Annotated in this window: 11 protein-coding genes; 1 reads left to right on the plus strand and 10 read right to left on the minus strand. The window is 69.3% G+C overall.

The genetic code is table 11. The annotated features are described in order from the left end of the window. Positions 1–11: 11 nt before the first annotated feature. The 6 genes from QQX02_RS01255 to pgsA form a co-directional block, all read right to left on the minus strand. Positions 12–545 (minus strand): regulatory protein RecX, encoded by a 534-nt coding sequence (locus QQX02_RS01255; protein WP_436968491.1) that lies wholly within the window; start codon positions 543–545, stop codon positions 12–14. After that, on the minus strand, positions 545–1,642 hold the full coding sequence (recA, locus tag QQX02_RS01260; protein WP_301140716.1) for a recombinase RecA: 1,098 nt from the start codon (positions 1,640–1,642) through the stop codon (positions 545–547). The genes QQX02_RS01255 and recA overlap by 1 nt, the downstream gene beginning before the upstream one ends. A gap of 216 nt (positions 1,643–1,858) precedes the next feature. Further along, a complete protein-coding gene (locus QQX02_RS01265; protein WP_301140718.1) occupies positions 1,859–2,092 on the minus strand; it encodes a DUF3046 domain-containing protein in 234 nt (77 codons plus the stop codon). Positions 2,093–2,100: 8 nt separating this feature from the next. Beyond that, positions 2,101–2,412 (minus strand): helix-turn-helix domain-containing protein, encoded by a 312-nt coding sequence (locus tag QQX02_RS01270; protein ID WP_301140720.1) that lies wholly within the window; start codon positions 2,410–2,412, stop codon positions 2,101–2,103. Positions 2,413–2,536: 124 nt separating this feature from the next. Continuing rightward, complete coding sequence (locus tag QQX02_RS01275) at positions 2,537–3,025, minus strand: CinA family protein (RefSeq protein WP_301140722.1); 489 nt, start codon at positions 3,023–3,025, stop codon at positions 2,537–2,539. Next, complete coding sequence (pgsA, locus tag QQX02_RS01280) at positions 3,012–3,626, minus strand: CDP-diacylglycerol--glycerol-3-phosphate 3-phosphatidyltransferase (protein WP_301140723.1); 615 nt, start codon at positions 3,624–3,626, stop codon at positions 3,012–3,014. The genes QQX02_RS01275 and pgsA overlap by 14 nt, the downstream gene beginning before the upstream one ends. A gap of 49 nt (positions 3,627–3,675) precedes the next feature. On the opposite strand from pgsA, the gene QQX02_RS01285 reads away from it, so the two are divergent. After that, complete coding sequence (locus QQX02_RS01285) at positions 3,676–5,004, plus strand: CapA family protein (RefSeq protein ID WP_301140724.1); 1,329 nt, start codon at positions 3,676–3,678, stop codon at positions 5,002–5,004. 19 nt (positions 5,005–5,023) lie between these two features. Here the strand turns inward: QQX02_RS01285 and QQX02_RS01290 are convergent, their stop codons facing one another. The 4 genes from QQX02_RS01290 to dapA form a co-directional block, all read right to left on the minus strand. After that, entirely contained in the window at positions 5,024–7,297 is a 2,274-nt protein-coding gene (locus QQX02_RS01290; protein ID WP_301140725.1) for a putative bifunctional diguanylate cyclase/phosphodiesterase, read from the minus strand. After that, positions 7,282–9,906, minus strand: a complete 2,625-nt coding sequence (locus tag QQX02_RS01295; RefSeq protein WP_301140726.1) for an FtsK/SpoIIIE family DNA translocase — start codon at positions 9,904–9,906, stop codon at positions 7,282–7,284. The genes QQX02_RS01290 and QQX02_RS01295 overlap by 16 nt, the downstream gene beginning before the upstream one ends. Before the next feature lie 132 nt (positions 9,907–10,038). Next, on the minus strand, positions 10,039–11,625 hold the full coding sequence (locus tag QQX02_RS01300) for a ribonuclease J (RefSeq protein WP_436968520.1): 1,587 nt from the start codon (positions 11,623–11,625) through the stop codon (positions 10,039–10,041). Between the two features lie 103 nt (positions 11,626–11,728). After that, positions 11,729–12,625, minus strand: a complete 897-nt coding sequence (gene dapA, locus QQX02_RS01305) for a 4-hydroxy-tetrahydrodipicolinate synthase (protein WP_301140728.1) — start codon at positions 12,623–12,625, stop codon at positions 11,729–11,731. Between the last annotated feature and the right edge of the window lie 51 nt (positions 12,626–12,676).

The following is a 12,676-nucleotide window of genomic DNA, read 5'->3' on the forward strand; positions in this document are numbered from 1 at the left end:
CGCTCGACATGCTACGTGCCCGAGTTATCGGCATTCTCGAACTCTCGCACAAGGGCGAAAGCGTCGGAGGGCGAGTATCCCTTGCGCCCCAGCATGCCCACCACCCGGCGCACTCGCTTGTCGCGCTCGACGCCGTCCAACTGGTTCCAACGCTTGAGGGCGAGGGTGCGTGCCGCGTCCTGCTCATCCTCGTCGCTGATCTGCGCGAGAGCGGAGTCGATGTCCTCCTGCTCGAAGCCCTTGCGCCGCAGCTCCGCCAGGATCGCGCGGCGGGACTTGCCGCGCTCATGGTGCCGGGTGCGCACGATCGCGGCCGACAGAGCCGCATCGTCGAGCAGCCCCACCTCGCGGTAACGCGAGATCACCTCATCGGCGACGTGGTCCTCCACGTCGCGTGACATCAGCCCCTCTCGCAGCTGTGCCGCCGATCGCGGCGAGTGCGTCAATAGGCGCAGCGCGATGTCCCGCGCGCGCTCGCCAGGATCGGTCGGAGTCGTGGATCCCACGCCTTGCCGGGCACCGTCCTGTCGAGCGCGCGCTGACATCAGAAGGTGGCGCGCTCTTTCTTCGCGGCCTTGGCTGCAGGCGCCTGCGGCTCGTCCTCAGCGGCCACCGCAGCAGTCTGGTCGCCCTCCTCGGCCGGCACTGCTCCGACGCCAAGCTTGGTGAGAATCTTCTTCTCGATCTCCGTCGCCAGCTCAGGGTTGTCCTTGAGGAAGTTGCGCGAGTTCTCCTTGCCCTGACCGAGCTGGTCACCCTCGTACGTGTACCAGGCGCCGGACTTCTTGACGAAGCCGTGCTCCACTCCGAGGTCGATGATGCCGCCCTCCTTCGAGATGCCATGGCCGTACAGGATGTCGAACTCGGCCTGCTTGAACGGCGGCGCCATCTTGTTCTTCACCACCTTGACACGGGTGCGGTTGCCCACCGGCTCGGTGCCCTCCTTGAGGGTCTCGATGCGGCGGACGTCGAGGCGCACGGAGGCGTAGAACTTCAGTGCCTTGCCGCCCGTCGTGGTCTCGGGCGACCCGAAGAACACGCCGATCTTCTCGCGCAGCTGGTTGATGAAGATCGCCGTGGTTCCCGTCTGAGCGATGGCGCCGGTGATCTTGCGCAGCGCCTGCGACATGAGGCGCGCCTGCAGTCCCACGTGGCTGTCGCCCATCTCGCCCTCGATCTCGGCCTTGGGCACGAGTGCCGCGACCGAGTCGATCACGAGCACGTCGACGCTTCCGGAGCGGATCAGGATGTCAGCGATCTCCAGCGCCTGCTCGCCCGTGTCGGGCTGCGAGATGATGAGGTTGTCGACGTCGACGCCGAGCTTCTTGGCGTAGGCGGGGTCGAGTGCGTGCTCGGCATCGATGAACGCGGCAGTGCCGCCCTGCTTCTGCATGTTCGCGACCGCGTGCAGCGCGACCGTGGTCTTTCCCGAGGACTCGGGTCCGTAGATCTCGACGACGCGGCCGCGCGGGAGCCCGCCGATGCCGAGCGCGATGTCCAGCGCCACGGAGCCCGTGGGGATCGCCGGGACGGCCACCACCTGGCGGTCGCCCATGCGCATCGCCGAGCCCTTGCCGTACTGCCGGTCGATCTGTCCGAGTGCCGCCTCGAGTGCCTTGGAGCGGTCTGCCGCCTGTGCCATGTCGCTATCCCATCGTCAGTGGCATTACTGCCGTGTCTGCCATTCCACGAACGACGCTATGACGCGCCTCTGACATTGGCGCAACGCACGTGCCCTCCGTTGTGGAGGGAAGTGGTCCCGCTCTGTCCTGTGGACCAGCGTAATCGAACGCATGTTCGAAAGGAAGCGGATCGCCGTGGGCGTGTCGCGGATTGACGGATCGTCTGCTCGCACGCGTCAGCGGCGCGGCGGAATCATCCGCTCTCGTGCGCCGCCGTCGCGCCGGTCGAGGGGCACGTCCATCTGGTCGCACAGCGCGTGCCACACGTCGCGAGGGGGGACGCCTGCCTCAAGCGCCTCGACGGACGTGCGGGACTGCAGATCGTCGAGCGCGAGATCGCGCGCAAGAGAGCGGGAGTAGTCGACGCCGAACACGTCGTCGAGAAGGACCCAGAACTGGCTGTGTCGCAAGAGCCGCTCTACCGAGCGCGGACTTCGCCCAGCAGCTCCGGCACGGTGTCGGGGATCGACGGCATGACGTGCACGCGGCCGAACTCCTCCGCACTCTCGAAGCGATCGGAGACCTCGCGGAGAATCGTGGACATGGGCACGTCGAGAGCCTCGCTGATCGAGGCGAGCAGCTCAGAGGAAGCCTCCTTCTGGCCACGCTCGACCTCGGACAGGTAGCCGAGCGACACGCGCGCTCCAGACGAGATGTCGCGCAGAGTCTTCCCCTGCGTCAGGCGGGCGTTGCGAAGGACGTCGCCGATCTCGTTGCGCAGCACAGGCATGCGTTGTCTCCCCACGGTGGCGTTTCCGGTCTCCATGCCACTCCCAACGCACATTACCGCACGGATGTTCCCCTCGTCACCGGGCCGCGCCACAGTGGGGCCACAGGCCCGCCTCGCTGCGGCGTCAGGCGCGTGCCACTCGTTCCGCGAGCGCTTCGCGAGCGAGCGTGATGACCGCGCCGATCGCGGCGCCGGAGATGTCGTCCCGGCCGCCATCCACGTGCAGCAGACGCGCGGTCGCCTCCCCCTCCACGTCCACGGCGATCCAGACGGTGCCGGGCGGCTGTCCGCCGTGCGGCTCGGGCCCGGCCACCCCGGTGGTCGCGAGGCCCACGTCCGCCCCGAACACCCGTCTCGCGCCCGCCGCCATCGCCTGTGCGACCTCACGGGACACCGGTCCCGGGTCATCGAGCAGCGCTCCTGGAACGCCCAGCACCGTGCGCTTGACGTCGACTGCGTACGCCACGACTCCGCCCCGCAGCGACTCCGATGCCCCCGGGACCGCGACCAGCGCCGAGGTCAGCGCCCCGCCCGTGAGCGACTCCGCTGTCGCCAGGGACAGGCCCGCGGCGCGCGCGAGGATCAGCAGGGCGTCTGCGTCAGGGCTGGACATCGCGGGGCGGGACATCGTCGGAGCCCGATGCGCGGGTGTGCTGAGCGGTCGGCTCACCGTGCGCCCGTGCCACGCGAGCGATGCGGACCGCATAGTCGATGCCGGTGATGACGGCCACTGCGACGGCGATCAGCAGGCTCCACCACGCCACCGCGTCGATCCAGGCCGCCGAATGGGGGATGAGGTACGCCGTGAGGGACAGCAGCTGCAGGACGGTCTTGAGCTTGCCGCCGCGCGAGGCAGGAATCACCGCGTCCCGGGCCACCGCCAGCCGCCCCACCGTGACCCCGATCTCCCGGAACGCCAACACGGCGAGGGGCCACCACGGGATGCCATCGACCATGACGATGCCCACGAGAGTGAACAGCACCAGCGCCTTGTCGGCGATCGGGTCTGCAAGCTTGCCGAAGGGGCTGACGACCTCCCAACGACGCGCGAGGTAGCCATCCCAGTAGTCCGTGGCCGCGGCGACGAGGAACACGATCAGCGCCCAGACGCGCAGCGCCCCGTTCTCTCCCCCGTCGGCCACCAGCAGCCACAGCACCACCGGCACGGCGACGAGGCGCGCTCCGGTGAGCAGGTTCGGGACGGTCGCATTCACGTGTTCACCCTAGCGCTGGCACCCGGCGCGCTCCGCGATAATGGACCGCATGCCCTCCCATTCGCGACGCACGCCCTCCGCCCTGCCTGCGCTTGCGGTGGCCACTGCGGCCGCGGCGGTCCTCGCCATCGGCGCCGTTGTCGCGTGGCCGGTCGACGGTGCGACCTCCTCCGCCCCCGAGGCCTCGTCCACTCCATCCGGAACCGAGCCGACCCCGGCGCCGAGCGCATCGGCCGCCCCCTCGCCGACGCCTCCGGAACCGCCCCCCACCGTCGAGTTCACCCTCGTCACCGGCGGAGACGTGCTCACGCACGGTCCGGTGCTCTCGTCGGCACGGGCGGCGGGCGACGGGGCATACGACTTCGCCCCGCTCATGGAGAACGTGCGCCCGTACGTGGCAGGCGCCGACCTTGCGCTGTGTCACCTCGAGGTGCCGATAGCGCCGGCGGGCACGGAGCCGTCGGGATACCCCACCTTCGGGGCGCCCGCTGAACTGATCCCGGCGCTGGCGGCTGAGGGCTGGGACGGGTGCTCGACCGCCTCCAACCACTCGATGGACCGCCGGTACGCGGGTCTCGAGACGACGCTCGACGCCCTCGACGACGCCGGCCTCGGCCACTCCGGCATGGCACGCACCGAGGAGGAGGCGGCGAGCACCCAGATGTACACCGTGCGCGTGGACGATCGACGGATCAGGGTGGCCACCATCTCCTTCACGTACGGACTCAACGGGCTCCCCAAGCCCGAGGGCATGCCGTGGGCCGTCGACACGTTCGACGCGGACGCTCAGGACGTCGCCCCCGTGCTGACCGCGGCGCAGGAGGCCAGAGACCAGGGCGCCGACATCGTGATCGCCTCGACGCACTGCTGCGTCGAGTACCAGACGGAGCCCAACGCGGCGCAACGAGACATCGCGCAGCAGATCGCGGACTCCGGCCTCGTCGACCTGTACGTGGGGCATCACGCGCACGTGCCACAGCCGGTGGAGCTGCTGGACGGCGGGGTGGACGGCGCCGGCATGTGGACGTACTTCGGCCACGGCAACTACCTGTCGAACCAGGACACCCAGTGCTGCCGCGCCGACACCAACTCCGGGTACCTCGGCGTGACGACCTTCAGCATCGCGCCCGAGGGAGCGGTCGAGGTCACGGCCGAGTGGGTGGCGACCACCGTGGACCGCACCGGTCGCCACACGATGCACGTGTTGAACGACATCGTCGAGACGGGAGCCGGCGACCTCTCGGCGGCCGAGGCCCAGGCACGCCACCAGCGCGTGGCCGATGCGGCGGGGACGCAGGCGTCCGAGCGCACCACGCCGCCGGAGCAGCTGGCTGACTCGGCGTTCCGCGTCACCCGGTGGTGGGAGCCGAGCGCCTGAGCAGCGGCGCGGTCAGCGCTCAGAACGTGCGATCGTCGATCTCGAGGGGACTGTCGTTCTCCTGTGGCCGCGGGTCGATGAGGCTCGCAGTGAACTGCGGTGAGGTCTCGTGGAGCGCCCCCACCGGCTGCGCGACGCCGAACAGCCATCCCTGGCCGTAGCGCCATCCGCACCGCGACAGGAACTCGGCCTGCGCCTCCGTCTCGATTCCTTCTGCGATGGTCGCCAGGCCGAGTTCGCGCGCGAGGGCGCCGAGCGCTCGTGACACGCGAGCGCCGGCCGGGTCCTCGGGGATGCCCGCGACGAAGGACATGTCGAGCTTCACCCCGGACACCGGCAGGTCGCGCAGATACGACAGCGGCGAGACGCCGGTGCCGAAGTCGTCGAGCAGGATCGGCACACCCGCGTTGCGCAGTTCCGTGAGCTCGTGGCGGATGCGGGTGTTGGGAGCGACGAGCGAGGCTTCCGTGAGCTCCACCACCAGCCGCTGAGGGCTGAGGTGGTAGCGACCGATCGCGCTGAGCACTCGGTCGGCGAACTCGGAGTCTCCCAGCTGGTCGGCGGAGACGTTGAGCGAGACCCAGGTGGAGGGCGACGGACTGTGCGCGAGGAACTGCGCAGCCTGGTCGACCAGCGCGGTGCCGAGCGCCACCGACAGGTTCTTATCCTCGATGAGCGGCAGGAAGGCGGCAGGCGGCAGCAGCCCTCGCACCGGATGCTGCCACCGCACGAGCGCCTCGTAGCCCACGACGGTGCGCGTCGAGAGCTCCAGGATCGGCTGGTAATGCAGCACCAGCTGGCCGTTCTCGATCGCGGCGGCGAGCTCCGAGGCGAGCGCGGAGTGAGTGTCAGAGGTGGTGCGCATCGACGGGTCGAAGACCTCCGTGCGCGACTTGCCCGTCGACTTCGCGCGGTACATCGCCGCGTCGGCCGCGCTCATGAGGCTCGGCGCGCCGCCAACGGTGGTCTCGTCGTCCGCCATCGCGATGCCCAGCGACGCGTGCAGGGTGATCTGGTGGCGCTTGACCTGAACGGGACGCTTGAGGCCCTGATGGATGGCTCCCGCGATCTCGAAGAGCGCCTTGGAGCAGTCCGCGTCCTGCACCACGATGACGAACTCGTCGCCACCGATGCGCGCCACGGTGCCGCGTCCGGCGGTCGCCGTGCGCAGCACCCCCGCGACGTGGACGAGGGCGTTGTCACCGATGGCGTGGCCGAACCGGTCGTTGAGGGCCTTGAACCCGTCGAGGTCGACCGCGATGACGCCCACCCGGGTGTGCGCATCGGGCTGCTCGAGCACCTGCTGCAGGACGTCCTGGAGAAGAGTGCGGTTCGCGAGGCCGGTCAGCGGGTCGTGCATCGCCCGGTGGGCCATCAGCTCGGAGTGCATGCGGTCGTCGGTGCTGTCCCGCACCTGCACCACGTAGTGATCGGGCGCTCCCCCGGCGTAGCGGACGAGACCGACGTCGAGGACGGCCCACACGACATTGCCGTCCGCGCGCACGTACCGCTTCTCGCACGTGAACTGGCTCTGGTGCCCGTCGTACAGCCGTTGCAGCTGATCGCGCTCGGCAGTGAGGTCATGCGGATGGCTGAGCGCCGAGAACGGCGTTCCCCTCAGCGCCGCGACGGTGGAGCCCATCATCTCGGCGAAGGCCCGGTTGACCTCCATGAGGCGCCACTCCAGGTCGACGAGCGCCATGCCGACGGGCGCGTTCTCCATCGCCTTGCGGAACTGGGCGTCAGAGCGGTTCAGCGCCTCGGCGGCTTCACGCAGACCGGACGTGTCCATCATGGTGACCACGGTCACGGGGCCGTCGTCGAGGCCGTCAGGGACGACCCGCGCGCGGACCTGGATCCAGCGGACGTCCTCGGCCCCGCGCCTGCCGGGAACGCCGACGATGCGGGGCTTGGTGTCCGTGTGGCCGATCCCGAACGCCTCGCGCATGAGGATCGGGTGCATCTGCTCGTCGAACGCGCGCAGGTTCAGGCGCGCGATCGGCAGGCCGACGGCGTCCGCACGAGTGACGTTGAGGATGGTGGCCGCGACATCGGAGATCAGCGCGATCTCGTCGGCCTGCGTCACGATGAGAACGCCGTCGCGGGCGGAGGACAGCACCGCCTCGAACTGTCCGCGCAGATGCCGCTCCCGCGCCAGCGCGATGTCGCGAGAGGTGCGTGCGCGGTGCGACCGCCAGAAGAAGTAGAACGCCAGACCGGCGAGCGCGAGCAGGAGCGCCGTCACCGTGATGCCCACGGCGGGCTGCTCGAAGAGCTCTATGGCCCCGCCCATTCGTCTCCCTCAGCATCGTCGTCGAACGCCGGAGCCCCCACGCTAGTGGGTGATTGCCCTCGGAGAATAGCGAGTGTCGACGCCAACTCGTCAGGAGTGACCAATACCTCACGCGCCTTCGAACCCTGGGATGGGCCCACGACCTCGCGGGTCTCGAGCAGGTCCATCAGCCGACCCGCCTTCGCGAAGCCCATCTTGAGCTTGCGCTGCAGCATGGACGTGGACCCCAGCTGCGTCGTGATGACGAGCTCCGCGGCCGCCAGCAGATCGTCGAGATCGTCGCCGATGTCCTCGGCCACCGTCGCTCCCCCGCCCTGCGGCTTCGTCACGTCGTCGCGGTACTCGGGGTTCGCCTGCTTCTTCACGTGCGCGACCGCCGCGTGAATCTCGGACTCGCTCACCCACGCGCCCTGCACGCGCATCGCTTTGGACTCGCCCATGGGCACGAACAGCGCGTCGCCCTGACCGATGAGCTTCTCCGCGCCCGGCATGTCCAGCACCACGCGGGAGTCGGCGAGCGACGAGGTGGCGAAGGCCAGTCGGCTCGGCACGTTCGCCTTGATCGTTCCCGTGATGATGTCGACGGACGGTCGCTGCGTCGCGAGCACCAGGTGGATGCCCGCCGCACGGGCGAGCTGCGTGATGCGCTGAATCGAGTCATCGACGTCGCGCGGGGCCACCATCATCAGGTCCGCCAGCTCGTCGACGATCACCAGCAGATACGGGTACGTGTGGATCTTGCGCTCCGACCCGGGCAGCGGCTTCACCTTGCCCGCACGCACGGCCTTGTTGAAGTCGTCGATGTGCTTGTACCCGAACAGCGCGAGATCGTCGTACCTCATGTCCATCTCCTTCACCACCCACTCGAGGGCCTGCGCGGCCTTCTTGGGGTCCGTGATGATGGGCGTGATGAGGTGAGGGATGCCCTCGTACATGGTGAGCTCGACGCGCTTGGGGTCGACGAGCACCATGCGCACCTCCTGCGGGGTGGCGCGCATCAGGATGGACGTGATCATCGCGTTGACGAACGACGACTTTCCCGCACCGGTCGCGCCCGCCACCAGCAGGTGGGGCATCTTGGCGAGGTTGGCGAGCACGAAGCCGCCCTCGACGTCCTTGCCGATGCCGATCGCCATCGGGTGATCGTTCTTGATCGCCGCCTGCGACCGCAGCACGTCACCGAGCGACACGGTCTCGCGGTCCACATTGGGGATCTCGATGCCGATCGCGGATTTGCCGGGGATCGGCGACAGGATGCGGATGTCGGGGCTCGCCACCGCGTACGCGATGTTCTTGGACAGCTGCGTGATCTTCTCGACCTTCACGCCCTGGCCCAGTTCCACCTCGTACCGGGTGACGGTGGGTCCGCGAGTGAAGCCGGTGACCTCCGCGTTCACCGCGAAATCGGTGAGCACAGCGGTGAGCGCCTCGACCACGCGGTCGTTGGCCGCTGACCGGGTCTTGTGCGGCGCGCCCTTGACGAGCACGTCCAGGTCGGGGAGAACATACGGAGAGGAGTTCTCGAGCTCGCCCTGTTCGCCCGGAGGGACGATGCGGGTGGTGCGGGGCGCTTCACGTTCGCCCGTGGGCGCCGACTCCTCGGCGGCCTCCTCCGGGGCGTAGGGCGACACCGGCCCCTCGTGGACGCGCGTCGCCCCCACGGTGTCGAGCAGCTCCGTGGTGTCGCCGCCCGGCGTACGGGGATCGAGAAGGTCGTCGAACTCCGTGCGATCCACGCTCGCCGCAGCGGCGAAGGCCTCATCAGCCTCGTAGCGGTCGATGCCATCGTGGTCGACGCCGGCACGGTCCTTGCCGCGACCGAAGCCTCGGCGCTTGCGGCCCAGGGAGGCTCGGCTCCCCGATGTCTCACGGCTCCCGGAGGGCTTCAAGGTGCCATGTTCGGGCAGATCCAGATCGTCGTCATCCGCGCGGTCGCGACCCAGCAGCCGGCGCACGCCGGCGCCAGCGAGCGCGATGACCTCGCGCAGCGGAATGCCGAGGATGATCAGGATCGCCAGCAGTCCGAGCAGCACCAGGACCGTGACGGCCAGCGGCGGAGTCAGCGCGGCGGCCAGCGGAGTGCCGATGAGGAAGCCGAGGACTCCCCCGGCGGCCTGCACCGGCTCGAGCCCATCGCTCGGGCTCGGGCGGCCTTCGGCGATGTGGACCAGCCCGTCGATCATCAGGACGAGCATCAGCGCACCGAGGCCGATGCGGTGGTTGGCCGCTTCCTCCTGCGGGGCGCGCATGAGCCGCACCGCGAGCGCGACCAGCACGATGGGGATCGCGACGGCGAGAATGCCGAAGGTACCGGCCACGACCCAGTGGATCGCGGTGCCGGCCCACGATGACAGTCCCCACCACTCGCGGGCGGCGATCAGGATCGCGGCGATGATCAGCACGATGGCAAGGCCGTCGCGGCGCACCTCAGGGCTCACCTCACGGGCGCCATGGCCGATGCGACGGACGCCGCCGCCCACCGCGTGGGAGGTGCCGCGCCCGATCGCCGCCGCACCGCGCAGCAGCGCCGGCGGGCGCTTCTTCTGAGGCGCCTTCGCGCGCGACGCCGGGGACTTGGGGCGCGTGCTCGTGGAGCGTGACTGAGCCATGCCTCAAGACGGTACCCGCGCATCGGCCCCGAGGGGCGCTGCCACCCCGCATCGGCGCCGCATCCGTCCTCGCCCTGCCCGGTTCGCGTCGACCTGGCCCCGCACCCCGTGCGTCGCGCGCGGAGCGGGCTGTCAGGACTCGATGACGATGGGGATGATCATCGGGCGGCGGCGCAGCTTGTTGCCCACGTAGCGACCCAGCACGCGGCGCATGACCTGCTCGAGCTGGCGCTGATCGGTGGAGCCATTGCGTGCCGCCTCCTCGAGCGCCTGCTTGATGTTCGGCAGCACGGCGTCGAAGACGTTGTCGTCCTCCGCGATGCCGCGCGCGTGCACCTCAGGACCGGAGACGACCTTGCCGTTCGACGAGTCGATGACCGCGAACACGGACACGAAGCCCTCTTCCGACAGGATCCGGCGGTCCTTGAGCTCGGCATCGGTGATCTCACCCACCGACGAGCCGTCCACGTAGACGTTGTGCGTCTCGACCGCGCCGACCACTCGGGCACGGCCGTCCTTGAGGTCGACGACCACGCCGTTCTCGGCGAACACCACGTTCTTCTCCGGCACGCCCGTCTTCATCGCGAGCTTGCCGTTGGCGAGCAGGTGACGCACCTCGCCGTGCACCGGCATCACGTTCTTCGGCTTGACGATGTTGTAGCAGTACAGGAGCTCTCCGGAGCTGGCGTGGCCGGACACGTGCACGCGGGCGCTGCCCTGGTGCACCACGGTCGCGCCCAGGCGCATGAGGCCGTTGATGACGCGGTAGACGGCGTTCTCGTTGCCGGGGATCAGCGACGAGGCGAGGATCACCAGGTCGCCGGGGCCCACGCGGAGCTTGTGGTCGAGCGACGCGATGCGGCTCAGTGCGGCCATCGGCTCGCCCTGGGATCCCGTGCACATGTAGACGACCTTGTGCGACGGCATGTCGTCGGCCTTCTTGGCGTCCACCAGGATGTTCGGCGGCACGTTCAGGTAGCCGAGCTCGGCGGCGATGGTCATGTTGCGCACCATCGACCGGCCCACGAAGGCGACGCGGCGGCCGTGCGCCTGGGCGGCGTTGATGACCTGCTGCACGCGGTGGACGTGGCTCGAGAAGCTCGCGACGACCACGCGTCCGGTCGCGTTGGCGAACATCTGATCGAGCACCGGGGTGATCTCGACCTCGGAGGTGGTGAATCCCGGCGCCTCGGCGTTCGTGGAGTCCGTCATGAACAGGTCCACGCCGCGTTCGCCGAACTTGGCGAAGCCGCGCAGGTCCGTGATGCGGCCGTCGAGCGGGAGCTGGTCCATCTTGAAGTCGCCCGTGTGCAGCACGGTGCCGCCGTCCGTGGTGATGAACACCGCCAGGGCGTCGGGGATCGAGTGGTTGACCGCCACGAACTCGAGGCCGAACTTGCCGAGCTGCTCCTGCTGGCCCTCCTTCACCGCGAGGGTGATGGGAGTGATGCGGTGCTCCTTGAGCTTGGCCTCGATGAAGGCCAGCGTCAGCTGCGAGCCGATGATCGGGATGTCCTGACGCAGTCGCAGCAGGTAGGGCACGGCGCCAATGTGGTCCTCGTGACCGTGAGTCAGCACGATCGCCTCGATGTCGTCCACGCGGTCCGCGATGTAGCCGAAGTCGGGCAGGATCAGGTCCACGCCCGGCTGGTGGTCCTCGGGGAACAGCACGCCGCAGTCGACGATGAGCAGCCGGCCATCGATCTCGAACACCGCCATGTTCCGGCCCACCTCCCCGAGTCCGCCCAGCGGGACGATGCGCAGGGTGCCGTTCTGAAGCGACTTCGGGAGGGTCAGTTCGGGATGGAAGTTCACGGTTCTCCTAGGGGGTCAGTGGCACGCCGGCGGCACGCAACGCGGCGGCGAGAGCATCGAGCTCGTCGTCGTCCAGCGGCAGCAGCGGCAAGCGCATATGGCGGCTCGGGATGACCCCGAGCAACTGCATGGCGGCCTTGGCGTTGGAGGCGCCGGGGCCGTTGAAGATGGCGTCGTGCACGGGCAGCAGCGCGTCGTGGAGGCTGTCCGCGAGACCGGTGTCGCCGGCGTCGTGCGCGGCGATCATGGCGGCGATGCGCTCGCCTGCGACGTGGGCGCTCACGGAGACCACGCCGGCGGCGCCGGCACGCATGAACTCCAGCGTCAGCGGGTCGTCGCCCGAATACCAGGCCAGTCCGGTGCGTGCAATGCGGTCCTTGGCCGCCGCCACGTCGGCCGTGGCGTCCTTGTTCGCGACGATGTTCGCGACCTCGGCGAGCTCATCGAGGGAGCCGTCGCTCAGAGCAATGCCGGTGCGGCCGGGGATGTCGTAGAGCATCACCGGCAGGTCAGTGGCGCCCGCGATGGCGCGCAGGTGCGCGACGACGCCCTTCTGCGAGGGCTTCGAGTAGTACGGCACCAGCGCCAACACGCCGTCGACGCCCGCCTCGGTGGCCTGCTCCGCCATCATCACGGCGTGCGCGGTGTCGTTCGATCCCGCTCCCGCGATGAGGGTGGCGCGATGTCCCACTGCATCCACCAGCGCCCGAGTGAGCTCGAGCTTCTCCGGGGCGTGGGTGGTGGGCGCCTCTCCGGTCGTGCCGGAGATGACCAGGCCGTCGGAGCCGTGGTCGAGAAGGTGATTCGCGAGGACGATGGTGCTGTCGATGTCGATGGTGCCATCGGCGTGCATCGGCGTCACCATCGCCGTGAGCACCGTCCCCAGCGGACGCGGATCGTTCATGCGCCTAACCTACCGCGACACGGCGCGCCGGCAGTCTGAACCAAGGCCACG

Origin of the sequence: Demequina muriae (genome assembly GCF_030418295.1) — a bacterium.
In the GTDB taxonomy this organism is placed as follows: domain Bacteria; phylum Actinomycetota; class Actinomycetes; order Actinomycetales; family Demequinaceae; genus Demequina; species Demequina muriae.

Excerpts from the sequence above, each read along its gene's own strand:
- recA (WP_301140716.1), bottom strand. The coding sequence starts at position 1,642 with ATGGCACAGGCGGCAGACCGCTCCAAGGCACTCGAGGCGGCACTCGGA.
- QQX02_RS01285 (WP_301140724.1), top strand. The coding sequence starts at position 3,676 with ATGCCCTCCCATTCGCGACGCACGCCCTCCGCCCTGCCTGCGCTTGCG.
- QQX02_RS01290 (WP_301140725.1), bottom strand. The coding sequence starts at position 7,297 with ATGGGCGGGGCCATAGAGCTCTTCGAGCAGCCCGCCGTGGGCATCACG.
- QQX02_RS01275 (WP_301140722.1), bottom strand. The coding sequence starts at position 3,025 with ATGTCCAGCCCTGACGCAGACGCCCTGCTGATCCTCGCGCGCGCCGCG.
- QQX02_RS01300 (WP_436968520.1), bottom strand. The coding sequence starts at position 11,625 with ATGGCGGTGTTCGAGATCGATGGCCGGCTGCTCATCGTCGACTGCGGC.
- QQX02_RS01255 (WP_436968491.1), bottom strand. The coding sequence starts at position 545 with ATGTCAGCGCGCGCTCGACAGGACGGTGCCCGGCAAGGCGTGGGATCC.
- dapA (WP_301140728.1), bottom strand. The coding sequence starts at position 12,625 with ATGAACGATCCGCGTCCGCTGGGGACGGTGCTCACGGCGATGGTGACG.
- QQX02_RS01270 (WP_301140720.1), bottom strand. The coding sequence starts at position 2,412 with ATGCCTGTGCTGCGCAACGAGATCGGCGACGTCCTTCGCAACGCCCGC.
- QQX02_RS01295 (WP_301140726.1), bottom strand. The coding sequence starts at position 9,906 with ATGGCTCAGTCACGCTCCACGAGCACGCGCCCCAAGTCCCCGGCGTCG.